This is a genomic window from Algoriphagus lacus, from assembly GCF_003583985.1.
GTDB lineage: Bacteria > Bacteroidota > Bacteroidia > Cytophagales > Cyclobacteriaceae > Algoriphagus > Algoriphagus lacus.
The window spans coordinates 307,870-329,446 of record NZ_QXML01000001.1; the positions used below are offsets into that span (position 1 = coordinate 307,870).

Here is a 21,577-nt window from a genome sequence, read left to right on the forward strand (position 1 = left end):
TTATCTTCCCAAATACACTGTTAAGATTGATAAATCAGCCGGTGAAACCCCACTAATTCTGGATGCTTGTCCGAGTGTTTCAGGGCGTATTTTATTTAATTTTTGTCTGCCTTCATTGGACAAAGCGGTTATGGATAAATAGTCAAAGCGGGTTGGGATTTTATAACTTTCCATGTTTGACAACTTTTCCACCATTTGTTGTTCTTTGTCGATATAGCTGTCGTATTTAATTTGAATTTCTGCCTGTTCGAGCACTTCTTTTGAATATTTACTTAAGTACTGTTTCAGTTCTTGATCGACAGTTTTTAATTCTTCGATTCCAATTTGTGGCCTTTTTAGTAATTTTTCCACACTTATTTTTTCCTGAATTGATGCTGTTCCAATGTTTTCCAAGCCTTCATTTATTAGTTCTGGGCTAAGTTTTTTCTGCTTCAGATCATTGATCAATTTGGCTGTAGATGTTTTTTTGTCAAGCATTTTTTCCAGACGTTCGTCAGATGCTAACCCAATTTGATGACCTAATTGAGTTAGTCGCAAATCGGCATTATCCTGGCGAAGTAAGAGGCGAAATTCTGCCCGTGATGTAAACATACGATAAGGCTCCTCTGTGCCCTTATTTATCAAGTCATCCACTAGTACTCCGATATAAGCATCTGACCTTTTAAGTATAAATGGGCCCTTCTCCTGTACTTTAAGACTTGCGTTGATTCCTGCCACCAATCCTTGAGATGCAGCCTCTTCGTAGCCTGTTGTCCCATTTATTTGACCTGCAAAGAATAAGTTTTCTATCAAATGTGTTTCAAGCGTTAATTTTAGCTGCGTTGGAGGGAAAAAGTCATATTCGATAGCGTACCCTGGCCGAAACATTTTTGCATTCTCAAATCCCGGGATTTTTCTTAATGCTTCATACTGGACATCCTCTGGAAGTGAAGTAGAGAATCCATTGACATAAATTTCAACGGTATTCCAACCTTCTGGCTCCACAAAAATTTGGTGTCTTTCTCGTTCTGCGAATCGGTTGATTTTATCCTCAATGCTTGGACAATAACGTGGTCCAAGACCTTGAATTCTGCCATTAAACATTGGGGATCGATCAAATCCTGTCTCGAGTGTTTGATGTACTTCTTTGTTGGTGTAAGTTATCCAGCAGCTCCTTTGAGTTTCTAAAGGTTTTGTAGAATCGAGATAAGAGAATTTTTCAGGTTTTTCATCTCCTAATTGCTCTTCCATTCTCGAGTAATCCAGACTTCTTCCGTCTACCCTTGGAGGAGTACCTGTTTTCATTCTTCCCGCTTCAAAACCGAGTTGAACCAACTGTTCTGTAATTCCTTTAGCGGCCGATTCTCCAGTTCTTCCTCCACCAAACTGTTTTTCGCCAATATGTATTACACCGTTAAGAAATGTTCCATTTGTTAATACCACCGATTCGGATTCTATTTCTATTCCAATTCCCGTCTTAACACCTCTGACTCTTCCATCTTTTACCAAGAGACCGCTGATCATTTCCTGCCAAAAATCCACGTTTGGAGTTTGTTCCAACGCCAGCCTCCATTCTTCAGCGAATAGCATTCTGTCATTTTGACTTCTTGGCGACCACATAGCAGGCCCTTTCGAACGATTTAGCATCCGAAACTGAATCATGGATTTATCTGATATGATTCCAGACATACCCCCCAGAGCATCAATTTCTCGGACGATTTGCCCCTTAGCCACCCCGCCCATGGCGGGATTGCAAGACATCTGAGCTATGGTATTCATGTTCATAGTGCAGAGCAATACCTTTGAGCCCATCTTGGCTGCCGCATGTGCTGCTTCACAGCCTGCGTGCCCTGCCCCTACTACTATCACATCATATTTTGGAAACATGATTTTATTTTATTAGATGTTTCACGTGAAACTTGGAATGAGCTTTAAATCCCTTTCGAGTGTTTCACGTGAAACGTTTATAATTTTTCAAATATGTCTATGGCAAAACCTTCTTTTTTCCGCATGACTTCAGCCTCATCTTTGGTCTTGTCTTTATATCCCATCAGGTGAAACAGCCCATGGGATATTACTCTACTTAATTCGGTGGATTCTTCCTGGGCATGTTTTTGTGCGTTTTCCCTAACGCGGTCTATGCTTATAAAGATGTCTCCTTCTATTTTCCCTTCTTCTTCAGAATTATCAAAAGTGATGATGTCTGTATAGGTATGATGATTCAGGTAATTTACATTGATCTTATACAGGTATTCATCAGAGCAAAAGATGTAATTCAATTCACCAAATTTGAAATTTTCGGATTTAGCGATTTGCTTAAGCCAATTTTTGCGTTTTTGTTTTTGAGGTAATACAAATTGGATTTCCTCTGTAAAGAAGTTGATGGCCATACTTCAATCCATGTAAAAGGAAAGTATAGTTTTCTTCCCCCCTTCTTCAAACTTTACTTCATCACTGAGATGTCGAATAAGGAAAATTCCCCGTCCACCAGGTTTTTCAATGTTCTCCGGTTCTGTAGGATCGGGCAATAGAGCAAGATCAAATCCCTCACCTTCATCTTCTATCGTAAATTTTAGCTGGTCATCTTCCACTCGTAGTTCCAAATGAACTAGTTTGTTTTTGTCATTTTGATTGCCATGAATAATGGCATTGCTGATACACTCTGTCACGGAAATCATAATATTCCCATAGATGTCATCATTGATTTCGAAGTTTTCCTTGGCATTGTCAATGAAACTTTCGATTATTTTAATATTCTCTATCAGAGATGGAATTGAAATTTTAATAGACTTCATCTGGGAAATATTCAATGATTCAGATCTTATTGATTTATGCTTAGTCAATTTCTAAAACAATCGGACAATGGTCAGAGTGTTTTACATCAGGCAAAATTACAGCACTTTTCAGTTTGTTCTGCAATTCCTTGGTTGCCATATGATAATCTATACGCCAACCCAAGTTTTTTGAACGGGAATTGGCTCGAAAACTCCACCAAGTGTATTGGTTAGGGTTGGGATTGAAGTGTCGGAAAGTATCAATAAAACCCGAATCGGTAAACTTATCCATCCATGCCCGTTCCTCTGGTAGAAATCCAGAAGAGTTTTTATTCGATACGGGATTGTGTATATCAATAGGTTTGTGGCAGATATTGTAGTCTCCACTAAGGATAATCGCAGGATTTTCTCTTCTCAAATCCTGCATGTATCCAAAAATGTCATCCAAAAATTCATATTTGAAATCTTGACGGATATCTCCCGTAGTGCCTGATGGGAAATAGGAAGAGATAAATGAAAAGTCTTCAAAGTCTGCTTGAATCATCCGCCCTTCATCATCATATTTATTTAGTCCCATTCCGTATTTGATGGATTTGGGTTTGATTTTAGTAAATATTGCAACACCGCTGTATCCCTTTTTAACCGCAGGAAACCAATACAACTCATATCCTAATTCCTGGAAAATAGTGGGGTCAATATCCTTTTCCTGAGCTTTAATCTCCTGTAAACCAATGATTTCAGGATTTTCTTCCTTAAGCCATTCTACAAATCCTTTATTCATGGCTGATCGGATTCCGTTGACGTTGTATGAGATCAGTTTCATTTAAATTTCAATTTGATACTCTTTTTCAAAGTATTCCAAGACTTGGAGTTTTAGTAACTTTTCCTGTTCCAAAAGATCAAAATGAGGCAGTTCTTTTACCAATTTCCAATGGGGCCATCCCTCTTGATCTATAAAATCGAGTTCATAAAAGCCAGCATAGCTCAAAACTTTGCACACCGCAATATGCATTAGGTCCTGCTTTTGCTCTTTGGAAAATGTCCTTGTTCCCTGTCCAAGTTCCTGTACTCCAATCAGGAAGAGTACGCCATTTAGGTCATTGGGTTTTTTTCCTACGGTATCTTTCAATCCGTCCAGAAGTTTTGACCATCGTTTTTCAAGATCCAAATCCCGCTTAAACATATCCTTATACTTGATTTTCAAGTTCTTCCCAGTATTCTACGGCTCTTCTCAGATGAGGTATAACAATGGATCCGCCTATGACCATGGAAATGGAAAACACTTCGAAAATTTCTTTTCTGCCCACACCAGCTTCAAAGGATTTTCCTAAATGGTATTTGATGCAATCATCACAACGCAACACCATCGAACAGGCTAATCCGATCATTTCTTTGGTTTTGATATCCAGTTCACCTTCTGCATAGGTATTCGTGTCCAAGTTGAAAAAACGCTTGATCACTTTGTTGTCTTCAGAAAGGATTCGCTCATTCATTTTGGAGCGATACTCGTTGAATTCCTCTATTAGATTCATTAACTTAAGTATTAATATAGTCCAAAGGGTAAATATACTGCTTATTCTACCCTAAGGCAGAACAACAACACTTTTTGGCCATGCGTTTATTTTTCTTAAAAGATTTTTTGGATCTCGTCTTCCCGCGCAATTGTCCTTTGTGCGGGAAGAGTCTCTTTGACTTTGAACCCTGTCTTTGTACGGTTTGTCAAGGCACACTACCAAGGGCAAATTTTCATTTAAGAGCTTTTGATAATGAACTCACTTCAAAGCTTCGGGGACTGATGCCAGTAAATAGAGCAATGGCGTTTATCCGATTTACCAAAAAAGGGAAAAGCCAAAAACTACTTCATTTATTGAAGTACAAGAACAAGCCTGAAATAGGTGAAGAAATGGGCAGGTTGTATGGGTTGACTCTTGTACAAGAGGGAGGATATTCAGGAGAATGGGATTTGATCGTGGCTGTACCACTTCATCCATTGAAGCAAAAAAGAAGAGGTTATAACCAAAGCGAAAAATTTGCCAAAGGTCTTTCTATCTCATTGAATATTAGATCAAAAGAAGTTTTGGAAAGAAGGAAATTCACTGAAACCCAGACTAAAAAATCAAGGCTTCAACGCCTTGAAAATGTGGACGAGGTTTTTGATTTGAAAGACAGCGAAAATATCAACGGCCTCAGGATTTTATTGGTTGATGATGTAATTACCACCGGTGCGACACTTTGCGCATGTGCTAATGTGCTTTTGGCCAATGGGGCAAAACTTGTAGATTTGGCTACCATCGCTGCAGGTGGCCAATAATCCCAAGGCATGACCATAGACATCGAATTACTCAAATACCCTATCGGAAGGTTTAAACTTCCTGAAATCGTTACTTTGCAAGCAATCCAAGATGCTATTGCTATCATCAAGTCATTTCCTGCAAATTTTTTTACTGCAGCAAGTCCTCTTTCATTGTCCCAGTTGGATACGCCATATCGACCAGGAGGCTGGACAGTTAGGCAATTGGTTCATCACTGTGCAGATAGTCACATGAATGCCTATATCCGATTCAAATTAGCCTTAACGGAAGAAAACCCAACCATCAAACCCTACGATGAGGCGACATGGGCAAATCTTGCGGATGCGACTCTTCCAATTGAATCTTCCTTGGCCATTATCAGGGCCATCCATTTCAAATGGGGAGTCCTTTTGGATTCAATGAATCCGGAGGATTTTAAGAAGACCTATTTTCACCCTGAGAAGCAAAAAACCCAGGCTCTTAGCGAGGTCACGCTAATGTATGCTTGGCATTCTCAGCATCATCTTGCGCATGTACAGCACTTGGTTTTGAGGGAATTTAAGCCAATCGGAAATTAATCTTCCAAATCCAAAACGCTAAATTGGATGCTTTTTAACTCCATAGAATTTGCCATTTTCCTGCCAATAGTATTTGCGCTGTATTGGCTTTTTAATAAGTACCACAGAGTTCAACTGTGGATCTTGCTACTAGCCAGTTATTTGTTCTATGGCTGGTGGGATTGGAGATTTTTGGGTTTGATAGCTTTAAGCTCTTTTATAGATTTTTTTATTGGGATTGGCTTAGGACAAACAGATGATCCTAAACGAAGGAAGCTATTGCTGGGAGCGAGTTTGGTTGCCAACTTGGGCTTATTGGGCTTTTTCAAATACTTCAATTTCTTCACTGAGGCATTTGTAGATGCTTTTTCTTTATTCGGGATGAGTTTGGAAAAATCCAGACTGGACATAATCCTTCCGGTTGGAATCAGTTTTTACACTTTTCAGACACTCAGTTACACATTTGATGTTTATAAGAAACAGCTTACGCCGACCAAAGATGTGTTAGCATTTTTGGGCTTTGTGAGTTTTTTCCCCCAATTGGTTGCTGGACCTATAGAGCGGGCATCTCATTTACTTGGTCAATTTTATACTCCACGTAAATTCAACTATTCCCTTGCTGTTAGTGGAGTCAGGCTTATTGTATGGGGTTTGTTTAAGAAAGTTGTGATAGCGGATAACGCCGCAATTCTCGTAGATGAGATATTTACCAACTATCAGGATCAAAACAGCTTATCTCTAATTCTCGGATCCGTTTTGTTTGCACTCCAAATTTATGGGGATTTTAGCGGGTATTCTGACATTGCAATTGGCCTTTCCAGAATGTTTGGTTTCGATTTGATGATGAATTTTCGATTCCCTTATTTGGCCCAAAACATCAATGATTTTTGGAAAAGATGGCATATTTCTCTTTCTACGTGGTTTAGGGATTATGTTTACATCCCTTTGGGAGGCAGTCGAGGATCAATTGCTTTTTCAGTAAGAAATGTGATGATCATTTTCTTGGTAAGCGGTTTTTGGCATGGTGCTAATTGGAATTTCCTTGCATGGGGCGCAATTCATGGCTTGATGTATGTTCCCTTTTTTATCAATAAAGCCCACCAAAATCTTCATCAGGATTCCTTTTGGCTAAAATTGCCAAGGATTTTTCTGACGTTTTCGGTGGTTTGTTTGGCTTGGGTTTTCTTTAGAGCTGATTCATTGGGTCAAGCTTTAGACTACCTGGGACACATATGGTCAAATGAAGGGGCTGGAAATTTTATTTTCAGCCAGACTAAAAGAACCATAATATTTGCAGTAGTGGCTTTTTTCAGCTTATTCATGCTGGGAACAGAGGCTTTTTTCGAAAACAAACAAAAATCCGAAGTCTTATTGCCAAGTAAATATTTGTTGATCCTGGCTTTGTCAATTATCTTTTTCGGTGCGTTCAAAAACCACGAAAGCTTTATATACTTTCAGTTTTGATGAAAAAATTCGTTATAAAGTCTACATTTTATCTTTTGGGCCTTTTGTTTCTGGCCTATGGACTTTCATTAATGGGTTTATATACGTTAAAGAGAAGTCAGTTTTTCAAGCCATCATTTTTGGTTAATGCATTTAAGCCAGGTGAGCAGTTTAAGCTTGCTGTTTTTGGTTCGAGCAGAGGACTTGCCTCTCTCGATACAAAGCTCATTGCAGATGAGCTGGAAGGTCTTTCTGCAAATTTTTCCATGGATTATACTGCCTTACCTACGGCAAAATTAATGCTTGAACATTTTTACGCTCAAGGTTACCGTGCAGAATTCATTGTAATTTCTGTTGACTTACCTGATCGAGATACCTCAAAGACAGTAATTTCTGAAAACGATTACCGTTTTCTTCCTTTCCGAAACGAATCTTATGTCCAAAATTACTATTCCAGATATGATGAAGGCCTTGTAAAACCTTTAGCTGCCTCAGGGTCTTTTCCATTTTTTGGGTTTGGATATTACAATATGGAGTTGTTGGGGCCAACGTTGATTTCATCGATTAAACCAGATTATAGGTACCAATTTGATGAGTTGGGCAACTTTGAATACCCTGATTACCTAGGAATGGATGAAAAACCGGAGCCACGCAATTTTCAGACTGCCTTGACAAATCCGATTTTAAAAGAGATCCAGGAATTAACGATCAGAAACTCAAGTAAACTAATCATATATATAGCTCCTTACCTTCGGGATGAAATCAATCTCCTAGAGTCTTGCCCCTACACGGTGATCAATCATTCCCGATTGATTAATAAACCAAATTATTTTTCCGATTACATCCATGTCGTGAATTCGGGCAAAAAAATAGCGACAAAGGCGTTTATAGAAGAGTTGAAAAAGCTGGAATAATACTGGAATTCATGAACATCTCCCTAAAAAATCAACGTATCCTGGTAACCGGAGCTTCCCGAGGCATTGGCCGTGCCATTGCCAGGCAACTTTCCGAGTCAGGTGCCGAGGTAATCATTCATTACAATTCAAATAAGACAGAAGCAGAAAGTCTTCTAAATCAGCTCAAAAATCCAGCCCATATTGAAGCCTGTGACCTTTCACAATCCGCCGAAGTGGTAGGTTTTATCCCTCGATTGGTTGAAAAGTATGGACCGTTAACTGCCTTGGTCAATAATGCAGGGATTTCCCCTTCAGCACCTGACACCCTTCCTACGGCAGAATGGTTGCAGATATGGGAGAAAGTTATGGCTGTAAACTCAACAGCCGTTGGGATTCTCAGTAAAGAATTTGTTGATCAGGCAAAGCCACATGAGAACGGAAGAATTGTGATGATTTCCTCCAGGGCAGCATTTCGTGGCGATACACCTGATTATCTAGCCTATGCTGCCTCAAAAGGTGCTTTGGTCAGCTTAACCCGCTCCATTGCCAGACATTATGGAAAGCTTGGGATCAAGGCCTTTCTCATCGCACCAGGATTCACCCGTACAGATATGGCCAATGAAATCCTTTCAGAATATGGGGAAGATTTTGCTTTGAAGGATATTGCGCTTAAGGAGCTGACCCTTCCGGAGGACATAGCGCCGATGGTTACCCTACTTTGCTCGGGACTTGCCGACCATGCCACTGGTACCTCCATTGATATGAATGCAGGTTCTTATGTCCGTTAAGCATTTGCGGAAATGAAAAAGGAGGAATTCCGAGCGTTTGCTCATCAGGTGGTGGATTGGATGGCAGATTACTTGGAGCAAAAGGAAAGTTTTCCGGTGACTCCTACCCTTGTACCAAAGGCAATATTCCACCAAAATCCCTGACCATGCGCCGGAAAAGGGAGAATCGTTTGATCAAATTTTCGAGGACTTTAAGGAAATAATTCTGCCTGGAATGACTCATTGGCAGCATCCGGCTTTTTTTGGATACTTTCCTGCAAATAACTCTGAGCCATCGATCTTGGCCGAAATGCTGATGTCCACATTAGGTGCACAATGCATGTCTTGGCTCACATCCCCAGCTGCGACTGAATTGGAAGAACGGGTTTGTGATTGGCTCCGGGATGCCAAAGGAATCGACAAAAGCTGGAAAGGAGTCATTCAGGATACTGCAAGCACGGCAACTCTAAGTGCGATTATTACTGCAAGAGAAAAGGCAACTCAGTATCAAATCAATGAAAAAGGCTTTACCGGGAAGGAAAAATTTCGTGTTTACTCTTCCGCTCATGTCCATTCTTCGATAGATAAAGCCTTAAAAATCGCTGGAATCGGGGCACAAAATCTAGTGAGAATCCCTGTTGATGAAAATTTTGCAATGATTCCTGATGCACTTGAAAAGGCGATTTTGAATGATCAGAAGGCCGGATTTTATCCCCTTTGTGTGGTTTCTGCGTTGGGTACAACCAGTTCAACTGCGGTTGATCCTATCGGACAAATCACTCAAATCACCAAAAAATATGGCCTTTGGCATCATATCGATGCGGCATTTGCCGGGACAGCGATGCTTTTACCGGAATTTCAACACCTACTCAGCGGACACCAAGATGCCGACTCCTATGTGTTCAATCCGCACAAATGGATGTTTACCAACTTTGACTGTAGCGTTCTTTTTCTACGGGAGCCCCAATTTTTGATCAATACGTTTTCGTTGACCCCAGAATACCTCAAAACTCAACTTGATGATTCTGTAAACAATTACCGGGATTGGGGAATCCAGTTGGGAAGGAGATTTCGGGCGCTTAAGTTGTGGTTTGTGATACGTTCTTATGGCCTCGAAGGGATTCGGGAGAAGCTGAGAAACCATCTTCAATTGGCACAGCTAGCCAAGAGTTGGATTGAGAAAGAAAAAAATCTGGAAATCCTGGCCCCCGTCAATTTCAATACAATTTGCTTCCGACATGGTGACACAAGCATTTCTTTGGAAAAGCAGAACCAGTTTAATGAGGCTTGGATGGCTCGGGTAAATGCTACCGGAAAAGCCTTTTTTACCCATACCAAATTGGACGGAAAGTTTGTCATCCGCTGGGTGATCGGACAAACCGATGTGGAAGAAAAACATATCCGAAATGCATTGAGTTTACTTTTGGAAGAGCGTAAAAAGTTGCTTGAGCCAATCAATTAAACCATGCCAAGCCGAGATCCAGTCCTTTCTCCAGACCTTGTCCGAATCCTAAAAATCTTCATTTTCTCCGCCTTGGGTCTGGTTTTGGCGCTTTCGTTTTTTAATGAACGCCGGGCAAACAACTCGGGAGAAGATCGAACATTTCGGGTCACTGATGCCAATCGCCTTTATTTTCAAAACGTCCGGTCGATTTACTACGATCGGGAAATCAGGCGAGATGCCGGGATGACGCTGTTTCGACATGGGAAAAGACTTCAGTCTGATATCCTACCCACATTGGATTTGGTTATCTTATTGAATCCTGTAAATGAAAATGCCTTCATCTATTTTGAATTGAAAAATGCGGATTGGCCGATTCAGATCAGGTCTAAATCAGGAGGGATTGAACAAGTTTTCGAATTTGCCAATGGGAACAATACCGACCATTTTAATTTGCTTCGGAAGTTAAAACCGGCAATTGACCAGAGTTCCGTCTTTGAATTGATCGTAGGTGGAAAAACACACCCTATTTGGTCCGAAGAAAAAGAAAAATCAGCACTAAAATCTGTAGTAGAAGATTACTTCAGACTTTTGGAACAACCCAACTAAATATGGAAAACACAACAAATCCAGGTTTGGAATTTTTCAAAACCCAAATCGGAAAAAAACTCGATAAAACTCCGTCCGCAGCAGGGAATTGGCTCGGCGGCACTTTGCTGGAGATCGATCTCCACCACATCAAGGTCTCCTATACCGTTCGCCCCGAAATGTGTAATCCTGGCAGGATTCTTCACGGAGGAATTGCTTCGCTCATGCTGGATGACGTAATCGGGATGGGTAATTTTGTGGTTGGATCGGAGTATCTGATGACCAGCATCAATCTGAATGTGGACTTTCTCTCAGCAGCACATATTGGAGAAACACTGGAGGTAACCGCAAAACTAATCCGCTCAGGATCCAACCTCAATCATTGGGAAGCAATCATCCGAAAAGAATCCGGGAAGTTTGTGGCAAAGGCCAGCTCAAACTTGATCAAAACGCATGTGAAATTGTCTGATCTGGGGTTTTGAAGGGTGGAAATTACGTTTTGTAAGGATCAGGGAAACAAGCCTTAAAACTGATCCAATTTCACCATCATATCCCACACGGCAATTCCCAACGACACGGAAATATTCAGGGAATGCTTGGTGCCCAACTGAGGGATTTCAAGGATAGAATCACAGGATTTTAGCACCACTTCTTCTACCCCAAACACCTCATTTCCGAAGATAAGGGCATATTTTTTTCCTTTTTCCGGAGAAAAATCATTGAGCTTGACCGAGTTTTCCACTTGCTCCAAGGCACAAAGCTGGTATCCATCTGCCTTGAGTTTTTCTATGGCTTCCAAGGTATTCAGGCAATATTCCCAGTTCACAGATTCCGTTGCGCCAAGTGCGGTTTTTTGAATGTCCCGGTGCGGTGGAGTTCCGGTGATTCCACAGAGGTAAATTTTCTCGACCCGAAAAGCATCTGCAGTTCGAAAGGCTGACCCGACATTGTTCAGGCTGCGCACATTGTCCAGGACCAAAACCAGTGGGGACTTTTCGGTTTTCTTAAATTCCTGGATCGAAAGCCGATCCAGTTCCTCCATGCTTAATTTCTTCATCTTTTTTGATCTCCTGCCCTAATCGGCTATTTTCAGGGCGCAATCCCAACTCAAAAGTAAGTACAATTCCCTTTTTCTCCCCATGAGCAAATCCAAAGACGGACAGGAAACTCCCCTGATGAAGCAATACAATGCCATCAAGGCCAAGCATCCAGGCGCATTGTTGCTCTTTCGGGTTGGAGATTTCTATGAGACGTTTGGAGAAGATGCGGTCGTAGCCAGCAAAGTATTGGACATCGTCCTGACCAAACGGGCTAATGGGGCTGCTTCCCACATCGAATTGGCGGGTTTCCCCCATCATTCGTTGGATAATTACCTTCCCAAATTGGTCCGTGCGGGAAATCGTGTAGCCATTTGCGACCAGCTTGAAGACCCAAAAATGGTCAAGGGTATTGTCAAAAGAGGCGTCACCGAATTGGTCACTCCCGGTCTTTCTTACAATGACCAAGTGCTGGACACCCGAAAAAACAATTACCTCGGGTCCATTTATTTTGGAAAGGAAAAGCACGGCATTGCATTTTTGGATGTCTCTACGGGAGAATTTATGTGCGCAGAGGGAAATTCTGCTTACCTGGAAAAACTCCTTCAAAGTTTTGCCCCTTCGGAAATCATTTTTTCCAAAGCAGCCAAAAAAACCGCTGCCGAACTCATCAAAAACGACTTCATCACCTTTCATTGTGAAGACTGGGTATATCAGTACGATTTCACTTACGAAAAGCTGAAAAATCATTTCGGAACCGCGAATCTGAAAGGGTTTGGAATTGAGGAACTGGAATCGGGAACCATCGCAGCAGGGGCAATCCTGTATTACCTTGAGGAAACCGAGCACCGGGAAGTCCAGCATATTTCTTCCATTTCTAGAATTGCAGAAGAGAAATATGTCTGGTTGGATAAATTCACCATCCGAAATCTTGAACTTGTTTTCCCTCAGCATGAGGGCGGGGTTCCATTGATTCACATTTTGGATCAGACCGTGACGCCTATGGGCTCACGGATGATGAAAAAGTGGATGGTACTTCCCCTAAAGGAAAAAAAGCCGATCGAAGAGCGCTTGAATGTGGTGGACTTTTTTTACCAAAACTCCACCCTGATCCAGGAAATTCTTGTGCTCCTTCGGCATATCGGTGACTTGGAGCGCTTGATATCCAAAGTGGTAGTGGGTCGTGCAAATCCCCGTGAAATGAACCAAATCAAGCGGGCTCTCAAATCTGCACTTCCGATTAAGGAAATTCTTAAAAACCAGGATAATCCTACGCTAAAGCGACTTTCTGACCAAATTAATCCCTGTGAGCTCTTATTGGAGAAGATTGATCGCGAGCTCAAAGAAGATGCGCCCATGTTGGTTCATCAGGGCGGAGTAATCAAAGACGGGGTGGATCCTGAACTGGATGAATACCGAGGGCTTGCCAATACGGGTAAAGATTTTCTGGTCCAGATCCAGCAACGCGAAGTCCTGAATACCGGAATTTCTTCTTTGAAAATTTCCTACAATAAAGTCTTCGGATACTATCTTGAAGTTACCCATGTTCACCGGGACAAGGTGCCTCAAGAGTGGATCCGGAAACAGACCTTGGTGAATGCCGAGCGGTATATCACACCGGAATTAAAGGACTACGAAGAAAAAATCCTTCACGCAGAAGATCGGATGCTTGGGATTGAGCAGAAGTATTTTCAGGCTTTAGTGCAGGAAACTGCTCATTATGTCACTCAAATCCAGCAAAATGCGCGTGTTCTTGGCACTTTGGATGCACTTCTTTCTTTTGCTCAAGTAGCTCTAAGCAACGGTTATTCCCGTCCTAAAATTTCTGATACCGAAACGTTGGAAATAAAAGACGGGCGGCACCCAGTGATTGAAAAGCAATTGCCTGTAGGAGAGAATTATGTACCAAATGACATTTACCTGGATCACGACAGCCAGCAAATCATGATCATTACCGGTCCCAATATGGCGGGTAAGTCGGCACTGCTAAGGCAAACTGCTTTAATTGTGCTCATGGCACAGATGGGAAGTTTTGTGCCGGCATCATTTGCCAGGATAGGGATTATTGATAAGGTATTTACACGGGTTGGAGCCTCCGATAATTTGTCCAAAGGAGAATCTACTTTCATGGTTGAAATGACCGAAACTGCCAGTATTTTGAACAACCTTTCCGATCGGAGTCTGGTATTGATGGATGAAATTGGTCGTGGGACTTCCACTTACGATGGGATTTCCATCGCGTGGTCTATTGTGGAGTTTTTGCACAATCACCCCTCGTTTAAAGCAAAGACTCTTTTTGCTACCCATTACCATGAGCTGAATCAACTCGCCGGTGATTTTCCCCGAATCAAAAACTTCAATGTTTCAGTGAAGGAAGTCGGGAATAAGGTGATTTTCATGCGGAAGTTGAAAGAAGGAGGAAGTGAGCACAGTTTCGGTATTCATGTAGCCCAAATGGCAGGGATGCCAAATCCAGTGGTCCTTCGTGCCGCTGAGATCATGGGACACCTCGAAAAAGACAAAGCCTTAAAAGAAAAGAAAGAACACTTTAAGTCAATCCCGAAGAACAATTTTCAGCTCAGTCTGTTTGAAATGGATCCTAAGTTTACCGAGGCCAAACTGATTTTGGATCAGATAGATATTAATGCGATTTCTCCGATTGAAGCACTTCTCAAACTTCATGAAATCAAAAAGAAATTGGAATGATTTGTCCTAAACCGTATCTTTTACTAAGATTTAAGCTAAAAAACACTTTTATTAAAAATGGATAAGGTATTACTCAAAGACCTGAAGAAACAGGATAAGTATACCAAGTTTTTTAAGGAATGGAAGGAGCAAGAGTTCAAGGGCGAGGTAGACGAGCAAAAGTTAAAAGATGAACTCGCTTCTCTAAGCAAAACCATTGGAATAAGTGAAGGATTAGTAATTGCCTGCTTTGATTATCGTAATCTTAATCTTGCCTTCTTTACCGGAAATGTAGAGCAACTAAGCGGTTACCCGGAATCCATGTTTCGGAATAAGGGAATGGAGACCTCATTTACCATGATTCATCCCGATGATAGACCGGAGCTTTTTCGTTTCCAAAAAATAGTCTTTGATGCATTTCACAGTCTTTCCATTCAGGAGAGGCATACATTTGAGTTTTCATATACTACACGGTGGGTACATCGGACCTCTCAGGATGTAATCTGGATGACCTCCAAAGTCAGACCTTATGTAATTGACGAAGCTGGCAATTTCATAATGGATTTGCACATCATAGTTCAACTGATCACCCCGCCGAAAGCAAAAAATTATGATTGGAATTATTCCTACACCAAAGAGGATGGGGCAAAAATATTTGTCAGTAAAAACTCCCCTATTGATAAAGCCATAAAGCTAACAACCAAAGAGAAGGAGATTGTGGATTTAATTCTTGAAGGGAAAGAATCCAAAGAAATTAGCGAACTCCTGAATATTTCTGTCAATACAGTTGCTACTCATAGGAAGAATATTTTAAGAAAACTCGGAGCTAGAAATGTGGGTGAGATGGTCAAAATTTTGGCCTCTTACGATTTTTAAAAAACCCTGTAGGTCAGGTTTGTACAACGGGGATCTCTAAAATTAAAAAAAATTCTATGGTGCTGACTTGTAAAATTATTTTCGGGTCTTACCTTTGCATCCACAATTCGCTCACATCACGTTTTGAGCAATGACAATTGCGAGAGTAGCTCAGTTGGTAGAGCACGACCTTGCCAAGGTCGGGGTCGCGAGTTCGAATCTCGTCTCTCGCTCCATAAAGCCCTTGCAAAAGGGCTTTGTCGTTTCAGGACATTTGTAAATTCAAATGTAACCGAAGCTCTACCTTAAAGTAGAGTAAGCCGGGATGGTGGAATAGGTAGACACGCAAGACTTAAAATCTTGTGGCCATATCGGCCGTGCGGGTTCGATTCCCGCTCCTGGTACAGAAGCCTCACTCCGATAGCTATCGGGGCGGGGCTTTTTTGTTTTTTGGGCATAAAAAAACCAGCACGGTTTTAATGCTGGTTTCTATTTTTGGCTTGCTTCCAGTTACTTTTCCAAGATTCCCTTTAGGTCTGCGGGAGAATAACCGACAGATTTTAAGGTTTTATGATCCCCTTCACGAAAAACCAAGAATAGGTCCCCCTCTTTTTCATAAAAACAAGGAGTTCCCTTGTCCTCGTAATGTTTCACAGTGGCTTTAGCTTCAGCTTCAGTTTTGCAGGCCTTGCTCATATTGGATCGTTGGACCTCATCAAAAAGGGCTTTGAATTTTTCCCCCAGTCCGAATTCCAAAATTGCTCCGGAAAGTACGTATTGTAGATCGCAAAGGGCATCTGCGATTTCAACTATGTCTTTTTGCTCAATGGCCTCTTCCAATTCCTTTAGTTCTTCAGCCAAAAGAGAAACCCGGAGATTGCATCTGGTTTCAGAAGGAATGGTGGGCGTAGGAAGTACGGGGTGCTTGAAGGTCTCGTGGAATAAAGCGACCGAGGTGAGGGACTTTGGATCTTGCATGAAAGTTGAAATTCTGATTTAGGCTTGAAATAAATGAAAAAGACCGGTTTTTCCGGTCTTTTATTCCTCCTTTTCTCAAGGAATTACAGGACTGCATTAAAGCGGTCTGCCACCGCTTTCCAGTTCACTACATTCCAAAATGCAGTTACGTAATCTGGTCGGCGATTTTGGTAGTGAAGGTAGTACGCATGTTCCCAGACATCCAGTCCCAGGATAGGAATTCCTTTCACTTCAGCCACATCCATTAAAGGATTATCCTGGTTTGGTGTGGAAGACACCACTAATTTTTTATCGGCTGTTACACTTAACCATGCCCAACCGGATCCGAATCTACCCTTGGCAGCTGTTTCAAATTGGGTAGCAAATGCCTCATAGCTACCAAAAGATGCTACGATAGCCTCCATTAATTTTCCTTCAGGCTTTCCGCCGGTATTGGGAGCCATAATACTCCAAAAAAGCTCATGGTTATAATGTCCGCCTCCATTGTTTCTCAATTTAACAGAGTACTTGGAGATGCTTGCGAGTACATTTTCCAGGGGTTTTGAAGTATCTACGTTTTCTTCTTTTGCAGCATCCCTAAGGTTGGTAGCGTAAGCAGCCGCATGCTTGGTGTAGTGGATTTCCATCGTGCGGGCATCAATGTTCGGCTCCAAGGCTGGGTAGGCATAGGCCAAGGGCGTCTGTGCAAATCCTGTGGCAAAGGCGTTTGGAGACTTCACTTCAATGATTGAGGCGAAAGTATCTGTTACACCAGCCCCAACCAGTCCGATGGCAAGTCCAGTTTTGGCAGTGTTGGCAATGAAATCACGGCGTGTTATGTTTTGTTCTTTATTGTTCATGAGTGTAGGGATTGATTCGCCAAATGAGAACCGTTTAAAGTCCGATTTAGTTGCTGAAATTAGAGATTATCTGACGATTTTGGAATTGAGCATCAGACATTAAGTCTGAATTCCTGACAAGTTGGTTAAGTTTGTAAGGGGGATTTGTCTTGGTTAAGTTTTTGAAACGAGGGACAGACCTGTTGAAAATCATGGAACTAACATTTTACAAATATCAGGGCACCGGGAACGATTTTGTCATGATCGATGATCGGGCTGAGTCTTTTGATCTAAGTAATCTTGACTTGGTCAGGACGCTTTGCGACCGTAAGTTTGGAATCGGCGCCGATGGATTGATTGCCATACGGAACCACCCGGATTTTGACTTTGAAATGATTTATTTCAATGCCGATGGAAGCCAAAGTATGTGTGGCAATGGTGCCCGATGTGCCGTTGCTTTTTCCCATTTTCTGGGAATAGTTAAGGAAAAAACCAGATTTCTCGCCATTGATGGTCCTCATGAAGCGATAATTTCCGGAGAACAAGTGGAACTTTTAATGGGAGATGTCCAAGGCATAGAGGCTAAGTCTGGGGATTTTTTCCTCAATACGGGTTCTCCTCACCATATTCGATTTGTGGAAAAAGCAGAAGGATATCCTGTTTTTGAAGAAGGAAAATCCATTCGATATGACTCTGTCTATGCTCCAGGCGGCACCAATGTCAATTTCGTTCAGCCGATGGCAGAGGATGAAGTTTTTGTCCGAACCTATGAGCGGGGGGTAGAGAATGAAACCCTCTCCTGTGGAACAGGCGTTACTGCTGCTGCCATCGTTTATGGGGCTCAGCATCAGCAAAATCAGGTGAAAATTAATACCCTTGGCGGCAAGTTATCCGTTAAGTTTCAGTCCAACCCTGACGGATCATTCAGCAAAATCTGGCTTATTGGCCCAGCTGAGCAGGTTTTCTCAGGGAAAATCAAACTTTAAATTCCTTCTCCAGGATATCTGCCTGAATAAGGACTAATTATCAATTCTAACAAAAAGGGCTTATTTTTAGGCCCCCAACCGGGAATCCATACAAAGACATGCTAGATTTTATTGCAAAGGGATTAGCCAAAATTTTCGGCACCAAATCCGACAGAGATATTAAAGAACTCCTGCCCAAGGTTACTGAAATCAATCAGATTTTCGGATCATTGAAAAGCCTCACTGACGATCAATTGAGAGCCAAAACTCAGGAAATCAAAGAGATTATTAAGGGCCGATTGAAGGAGATTGACGATAAAATAGCCGAAACCAGAGCTCAAATAGAAGGGCTTCCTGCTCAGGCAATCCACGAAAAAGATCAACTTTTTACCCAAATCGACAAGCTTGAAAAAGATCGGGATGATGAGTTGGAAAAAGTGCTGGAGGATGTGATGCCTCAAGCTTTTGCCGTAGTAAAAGAAACCGCTCGCAGATTCAAGGAAAACGGAACACTTGTTGTCAAAGCCTCTCTTCGAGACCGCGAACTAGCTGTTTCCAAGCCCAACGTGGAAATCCGAGATGAAGAAGCAATCTGGCATAACAAGTGGATGGCCGCCGGCAACGAAGTCGTTTGGGATATGGTTCACTACGATGTACAGTTGATCGGAGGGATGGTTCTTCACAAAGGGAAAATTGCCGAAATGGCAACCGGTGAAGGAAAAACATTAGTTTCTACCCTTCCTGCGTTTCTTAATGCATTGGCGGGAAGAGGTGTTCACGTGGTAACAGTGAATGATTACCTTGCCAAACGTGACTCCGAATGGAATGCGCCACTTTTTGAATTTCACGGGCTGACAGTCGATTGTATTGACAAGTACCAGCCAAATTCACCAGGCCGAAAAAGAGCCTATGCTTCGGATATCGTCTACGGGACGAATAATGAGTTTGGATTTGATTATCTGCGAGACAATATGGCTCGTGAAGCCGGTGACTTGGTTCAAGGTAAACATCACTTTGCCATGGTCGACGAAGTGGACTCTGTGTTGATTGATGATGCAAGAACTCCGCTGATCATTTCCGGTCCAGTTCCTCGAGGCGATGTTCACGAGTTTGAACAGATGAAACCAAGGGTTTCTGCATTGGTGGATGAGCAGCGTAAGTTGGTTCAAGGATTCCTGGCCAATGCCAAAAAGCTGATTGCTGAAGGGAATGAAAAAGAAGGTGGATTGGCACTTTTCAGAGCCTATCGCGGAATTCCCAAGTACAAGCCGTTAATAAAGTTCCTGTCTGAACCTGGAATACGAGTTGTTTTACAGAAAACAGAAAATTATTATCTCCAGGACAACAAGCGGAATATGCCTGAGGCAGATGAGCCGCTTTTGTTCACAATTGATGAGAAAACCAATGTGGTGGATTTGACAGATCGAGGTATCGAGACCATGACCACCAAAAATGAGGATCCAAGCTTCTTTATCCTTCCGGATATCGGTGTGGTGATTGCTGATTTGGAAAAAGACTCCAGCCTTGACGACAAAGAAAAGCTGATCCGCAAGGAAGAGGTCATCAAAGACTATGGGGTAAAAGCTCAGCGAATCCATACCGTAAACCAATTGCTCAAAGCGTACTGCATGTTTGAGCGGGATACCGAGTACATCATTGTGGATGGAAAAGTAAAAATCGTAGATGAGCAGACGGGTCGTGTGATGGAAGGCCGTCGATATTCTGATGGTTTACATCAAGCAATTGAAGCAAAGGAAAACGTTAAAGTGGAGGATGCCACCCAGACCTACGCTACTATTACGCTCCAGAACTATTTCCGTATGTACCATAAGCTGGCCGGTATGACTGGTACAGCAGAGACAGAAGCAGGAGAATTCTGGGAGATCTACAAGTTGGACGTGGTGGTGATTCCGACTAACAAGCCCATCATCCGTCAGGATCGGGAGGACAAAGTGTACAAAACTGTCCGTGAGAAATTCAATGCGGTAACAGACGAAATCAACGAATTAGTGGCTCAGGGAAGGCCAGTCTTGGTGGGTACGACTTCAGTCGAAATCTCAGAAGTACTTAGCCGAATGCTGACGCTAAAGAAAATTCCTCATCAGGTTCTCAACGCCAAGCAGCATGCCCGCGAAGCGGATATTGTTGCGGAAGCAGGGAAGTCTGGAACAGTGACGATAGCTACCAACATGGCGGGTCGGGGTACCGATATCAAATTGACTCCGGAATCCAGAAAAGCAGGAGGTCTTGCCATCATCGGTACGGAACGTCACGAATCCCGTCGGGTAGACCGGCAGTTGAGAGGTCGTTCCGGTCGTCAGGGTGATGTGGGCTCTTCTCAATTCTTTGTTTCTTTGGAAGACAGCTTAATGCGTCTGTTCGGATCAGACCGAATCGCAAAACTGATGGACCGAATGGGCCTTGAAGAAGGCGAAGTGATTCAGCACAGCATGATCACCAAGTCCATCGAACGGGCTCAGAAAAAAGTAGAGGAAAACAACTTCGGAACCCGTAAGCGATTGCTGGAGTATGACGATGTAATGAACTCTCAGCGAGAGGTGGTCTACAAGCGTCGAAGAAATGCCCTCAAAGGAGAGCGATTGGAGCTCGATATTCTCAACATCGTCTATGATGTTTGCGAAAGCATGGTCGAAATGGGCAAATCCACAGGAGATTCGGAAAACCTGAGAATGAACGTATTCACCACTTTGGGGGTGGATTATCACATTTCAGAAAATGATTTGAAGACGAAAGATGCAGCCAAACTGACTCAGGAATTGTATGCAGTTGCTTTCGATAGCTATCAGAAGAAAAATGAGCTAATTGCCCAAACTGCCTTGCCTATTTTCAAGAGAGTTCAAGATGAAAGAGGCGGAACTGTCAAGGACATCATGGTGCCGATTTCCGATGGAATCAAGCAGATCGGAGTGGTTTGTAATTTGGAAGCAACAATCCAAAGTGAGGGTCGTGAATTGATCCGAGCCATAGAGAAGAATGTGGCCTTGGCCATTATCGACCAAAACTGGAAAGAGCACCTTCGTGATATGGATGACCTGAAGCAGTCGGTTCAAAATGCGGTTTATGAGCAAAAGGACCCGCTTTTGATCTATAAATTTGAGGCTTTTGAGATGTTTAAGCGATTTATTGGCAAGCTGAATGAGGACATGATTTCCTTCCTTTCCAGAGCTGATCTCCCAAGACAAGACCCGACACAGGTTCAACAGGCTCAAACCCAAAGAGCTCCTGAACCAAAGCTTCAAACCTCAAAGGCGGATGCAGGAAGTACCTTGAATCCAGGCGCAAATCGTGCCGCGGCTGCAGCTGCAAGTGCTGGTCGACCAGCACCACAGCCAATAGCTCCACGAAAGGTTGAAAAAGTAATTGGCAGGAACGATAAAGTGACAGTTAAATATTCTGATGGCACGACCAAAACAGATGTGAAATACAAAAGCGTTGAGCAGGATGTCGCTGACGGAAAATGTGTTGTGATCGAAAACTAAATT

At 42.4% G+C, this 21,577-nt stretch carries 22 protein-coding genes and 2 tRNA genes; 15 read left to right on the plus strand and 9 right to left on the minus strand.

Annotated features, from left to right (window positions below; genetic code table 11):
* From mnmG to D0X99_RS01215, 6 genes are all read right to left on the minus strand, one after another.
* Nucleotides 1-1,866, minus strand: coding sequence for a tRNA uridine-5-carboxymethylaminomethyl(34) synthesis enzyme MnmG (gene mnmG / locus D0X99_RS01190; RefSeq protein ID WP_119475817.1), 1,866 nt, complete (start codon nucleotides 1,864-1,866; stop codon nucleotides 1-3).
* A gap of 77 nt (nucleotides 1,867-1,943) precedes the next feature.
* Nucleotides 1,944-2,369 (minus strand): rRNA maturation RNase YbeY, encoded by a 426-nt coding sequence (gene ybeY, locus D0X99_RS01195; RefSeq protein ID WP_119475818.1) that lies wholly within the window; start codon nucleotides 2,367-2,369, stop codon nucleotides 1,944-1,946.
* A 3-nt stretch (nucleotides 2,370-2,372) separates the two neighbouring features.
* Nucleotides 2,373-2,774, minus strand: a complete 402-nt coding sequence (locus D0X99_RS01200; RefSeq protein ID WP_119475819.1) for an ATP-binding protein — start codon at nucleotides 2,772-2,774, stop codon at nucleotides 2,373-2,375.
* A 40-nt stretch (nucleotides 2,775-2,814) separates the two neighbouring features.
* Nucleotides 2,815-3,576, minus strand: a complete 762-nt coding sequence (locus D0X99_RS01205; RefSeq protein ID WP_119475820.1) for an exodeoxyribonuclease III — start codon at nucleotides 3,574-3,576, stop codon at nucleotides 2,815-2,817.
* Nucleotides 3,577-3,936 carry a hypothetical protein gene (locus tag D0X99_RS01210; RefSeq protein WP_119475821.1) on the minus strand — a complete coding sequence of 120 codons (360 nt, stop codon included), beginning with the start codon at nucleotides 3,934-3,936 and terminating at the stop codon, nucleotides 3,577-3,579.
* 4 nt (nucleotides 3,937-3,940) lie between these two features.
* A complete protein-coding gene (locus D0X99_RS01215) occupies nucleotides 3,941-4,285 on the minus strand; it encodes a carboxymuconolactone decarboxylase family protein (RefSeq protein WP_119475822.1) in 345 nt (114 codons plus the stop codon).
* Between the two features lie 263 nt (nucleotides 4,286-4,548).
* Between D0X99_RS01215 and D0X99_RS01220 the strand changes: the two genes are divergently transcribed.
* Genes D0X99_RS01220 through D0X99_RS01255 form a run of 9 tightly spaced genes read left to right on the plus strand, consistent with a single transcriptional unit; the run spans nucleotide 4,549 to nucleotide 11,218 of the window.
* Complete coding sequence (locus D0X99_RS01220; RefSeq protein ID WP_317133422.1) at nucleotides 4,549-5,064, plus strand: ComF family protein; 516 nt, start codon at nucleotides 4,549-4,551, stop codon at nucleotides 5,062-5,064.
* 9 nt (nucleotides 5,065-5,073) lie between these two features.
* Nucleotides 5,074-5,622, plus strand: coding sequence for a YfiT family bacillithiol transferase (locus tag D0X99_RS01225; RefSeq protein ID WP_119475824.1), 549 nt, complete (start codon nucleotides 5,074-5,076; stop codon nucleotides 5,620-5,622).
* Between the two features lie 27 nt (nucleotides 5,623-5,649).
* Nucleotides 5,650-7,065, plus strand: a complete 1,416-nt coding sequence (locus D0X99_RS01230) for an MBOAT family O-acyltransferase (RefSeq protein WP_119475825.1) — start codon at nucleotides 5,650-5,652, stop codon at nucleotides 7,063-7,065.
* Nucleotides 7,065-7,958, plus strand: a complete 894-nt coding sequence (locus tag D0X99_RS01235) for a hypothetical protein (RefSeq protein WP_119475826.1) — start codon at nucleotides 7,065-7,067, stop codon at nucleotides 7,956-7,958. The genes D0X99_RS01230 and D0X99_RS01235 overlap by 1 nt, the downstream gene beginning before the upstream one ends.
* A gap of 11 nt (nucleotides 7,959-7,969) precedes the next feature.
* Nucleotides 7,970-8,728 (plus strand): SDR family NAD(P)-dependent oxidoreductase, encoded by a 759-nt coding sequence (locus D0X99_RS01240; RefSeq protein WP_119475827.1) that lies wholly within the window; start codon nucleotides 7,970-7,972, stop codon nucleotides 8,726-8,728.
* Between the two features lie 12 nt (nucleotides 8,729-8,740).
* Nucleotides 8,741-8,872 (plus strand): hypothetical protein, encoded by a 132-nt coding sequence (locus tag D0X99_RS20680; protein WP_262696699.1) that lies wholly within the window; start codon nucleotides 8,741-8,743, stop codon nucleotides 8,870-8,872.
* Nucleotides 8,838-10,169 (plus strand): pyridoxal phosphate-dependent decarboxylase family protein, encoded by a 1,332-nt coding sequence (locus D0X99_RS01245; RefSeq protein ID WP_233553618.1) that lies wholly within the window; start codon nucleotides 8,838-8,840, stop codon nucleotides 10,167-10,169. The genes D0X99_RS20680 and D0X99_RS01245 overlap by 35 nt, the downstream gene beginning before the upstream one ends.
* Before the next feature lie 3 nt (nucleotides 10,170-10,172).
* A complete protein-coding gene (locus tag D0X99_RS01250) occupies nucleotides 10,173-10,757 on the plus strand; it encodes a hypothetical protein (RefSeq protein WP_119475828.1) in 585 nt (194 codons plus the stop codon).
* A 2-nt stretch (nucleotides 10,758-10,759) separates the two neighbouring features.
* The gene (locus D0X99_RS01255) at nucleotides 10,760-11,218 is read left to right on the plus strand and encodes a PaaI family thioesterase (protein WP_119475829.1); all 459 of its coding nucleotides are present in this window, start codon (nucleotides 10,760-10,762) and stop codon (nucleotides 11,216-11,218) included.
* A 41-nt stretch (nucleotides 11,219-11,259) separates the two neighbouring features.
* Here D0X99_RS01255 and D0X99_RS01260 read toward each other — a convergent pair whose 3' ends face one another.
* A complete protein-coding gene (locus D0X99_RS01260) occupies nucleotides 11,260-11,793 on the minus strand; it encodes an RNA methyltransferase (RefSeq protein ID WP_119475830.1) in 534 nt (177 codons plus the stop codon).
* A gap of 82 nt (nucleotides 11,794-11,875) precedes the next feature.
* On the opposite strand from D0X99_RS01260, the gene mutS reads away from it, so the two are divergent.
* The 4 genes from mutS (at nucleotide 11,876) to D0X99_RS01280 (ending at nucleotide 15,717) form a co-directional block, all read left to right on the plus strand.
* Nucleotides 11,876-14,479, plus strand: coding sequence for a DNA mismatch repair protein MutS (mutS, locus tag D0X99_RS01265; RefSeq protein WP_119475831.1), 2,604 nt, complete (start codon nucleotides 11,876-11,878; stop codon nucleotides 14,477-14,479).
* Between the two features lie 57 nt (nucleotides 14,480-14,536).
* Complete coding sequence (locus tag D0X99_RS01270) at nucleotides 14,537-15,334, plus strand: LuxR C-terminal-related transcriptional regulator (protein ID WP_119475832.1); 798 nt, start codon at nucleotides 14,537-14,539, stop codon at nucleotides 15,332-15,334.
* 139 nt (nucleotides 15,335-15,473) lie between these two features.
* Nucleotides 15,474-15,549 (plus strand) — tRNA-Gly (locus D0X99_RS01275).
* 83 nt (nucleotides 15,550-15,632) lie between these two features.
* Nucleotides 15,633-15,717 (plus strand) — tRNA-Leu (locus D0X99_RS01280).
* 106 nt (nucleotides 15,718-15,823) lie between these two features.
* On the opposite strand, the gene D0X99_RS01285 is transcribed toward D0X99_RS01280, so the two are convergent.
* Nucleotides 15,824-16,291 carry a pyrophosphohydrolase domain-containing protein gene (locus tag D0X99_RS01285; RefSeq protein WP_119475833.1) on the minus strand — a complete coding sequence of 156 codons (468 nt, stop codon included), beginning with the start codon at nucleotides 16,289-16,291 and terminating at the stop codon, nucleotides 15,824-15,826.
* 83 nt (nucleotides 16,292-16,374) lie between these two features.
* Entirely contained in the window at nucleotides 16,375-17,130 is a 756-nt protein-coding gene (locus tag D0X99_RS01290; protein WP_119475834.1) for a superoxide dismutase, read from the minus strand.
* Between the two features lie 191 nt (nucleotides 17,131-17,321).
* Here D0X99_RS01290 and dapF point away from each other — a divergent pair, with 191 nt between their 5' ends.
* On the plus strand, nucleotides 17,322-18,095 hold the full coding sequence (dapF, locus tag D0X99_RS01295) for a diaminopimelate epimerase (protein ID WP_119475835.1): 774 nt from the start codon (nucleotides 17,322-17,324) through the stop codon (nucleotides 18,093-18,095).
* 98 nt (nucleotides 18,096-18,193) lie between these two features.
* The gene (gene secA / locus D0X99_RS01300) at nucleotides 18,194-21,574 is read left to right on the plus strand and encodes a preprotein translocase subunit SecA (protein WP_119475836.1); all 3,381 of its coding nucleotides are present in this window, start codon (nucleotides 18,194-18,196) and stop codon (nucleotides 21,572-21,574) included.
* Nucleotides 21,575-21,577 lie beyond the last annotated feature (3 nt).

Excerpts from the sequence above, each read along its gene's own strand:
- mnmG (WP_119475817.1), bottom strand. The coding sequence starts at position 1,866 with ATGTTTCCAAAATATGATGTGATAGTAGTAGGGGCAGGGCACGCAGGC.
- ybeY (WP_119475818.1), bottom strand. The coding sequence starts at position 2,369 with ATGGCCATCAACTTCTTTACAGAGGAAATCCAATTTGTATTACCTCAA.
- D0X99_RS01200 (WP_119475819.1), bottom strand. The coding sequence starts at position 2,774 with ATGAAGTCTATTAAAATTTCAATTCCATCTCTGATAGAGAATATTAAA.
- D0X99_RS01205 (WP_119475820.1), bottom strand. The coding sequence starts at position 3,576 with ATGAAACTGATCTCATACAACGTCAACGGAATCCGATCAGCCATGAAT.
- D0X99_RS01210 (WP_119475821.1), bottom strand. The coding sequence starts at position 3,936 with ATGTTTAAGCGGGATTTGGATCTTGAAAAACGATGGTCAAAACTTCTG.
- D0X99_RS01215 (WP_119475822.1), bottom strand. The coding sequence starts at position 4,285 with ATGAATCTAATAGAGGAATTCAACGAGTATCGCTCCAAAATGAATGAG.
- D0X99_RS01220 (WP_317133422.1), top strand. The coding sequence starts at position 4,549 with ATGCCAGTAAATAGAGCAATGGCGTTTATCCGATTTACCAAAAAAGGG.
- D0X99_RS01225 (WP_119475824.1), top strand. The coding sequence starts at position 5,074 with ATGACCATAGACATCGAATTACTCAAATACCCTATCGGAAGGTTTAAA.
- D0X99_RS01230 (WP_119475825.1), top strand. The coding sequence starts at position 5,650 with ATGCTTTTTAACTCCATAGAATTTGCCATTTTCCTGCCAATAGTATTT.
- D0X99_RS01235 (WP_119475826.1), top strand. The coding sequence starts at position 7,065 with ATGAAAAAATTCGTTATAAAGTCTACATTTTATCTTTTGGGCCTTTTG.
- D0X99_RS01240 (WP_119475827.1), top strand. The coding sequence starts at position 7,970 with ATGAACATCTCCCTAAAAAATCAACGTATCCTGGTAACCGGAGCTTCC.
- D0X99_RS20680 (WP_262696699.1), top strand. The coding sequence starts at position 8,741 with ATGAAAAAGGAGGAATTCCGAGCGTTTGCTCATCAGGTGGTGGATTGG.
- D0X99_RS01250 (WP_119475828.1), top strand. The coding sequence starts at position 10,173 with ATGCCAAGCCGAGATCCAGTCCTTTCTCCAGACCTTGTCCGAATCCTA.
- D0X99_RS01255 (WP_119475829.1), top strand. The coding sequence starts at position 10,760 with ATGGAAAACACAACAAATCCAGGTTTGGAATTTTTCAAAACCCAAATC.
- D0X99_RS01260 (WP_119475830.1), bottom strand. The coding sequence starts at position 11,793 with ATGAAGAAATTAAGCATGGAGGAACTGGATCGGCTTTCGATCCAGGAA.
- mutS (WP_119475831.1), top strand. The coding sequence starts at position 11,876 with ATGAGCAAATCCAAAGACGGACAGGAAACTCCCCTGATGAAGCAATAC.
- D0X99_RS01270 (WP_119475832.1), top strand. The coding sequence starts at position 14,537 with ATGGATAAGGTATTACTCAAAGACCTGAAGAAACAGGATAAGTATACC.
- D0X99_RS01285 (WP_119475833.1), bottom strand. The coding sequence starts at position 16,291 with ATGCAAGATCCAAAGTCCCTCACCTCGGTCGCTTTATTCCACGAGACC.
- D0X99_RS01290 (WP_119475834.1), bottom strand. The coding sequence starts at position 17,130 with ATGAACAATAAAGAACAAAACATAACACGCCGTGATTTCATTGCCAAC.
- dapF (WP_119475835.1), top strand. The coding sequence starts at position 17,322 with ATGGAACTAACATTTTACAAATATCAGGGCACCGGGAACGATTTTGTC.
- secA (WP_119475836.1), top strand. The coding sequence starts at position 18,194 with ATGCTAGATTTTATTGCAAAGGGATTAGCCAAAATTTTCGGCACCAAA.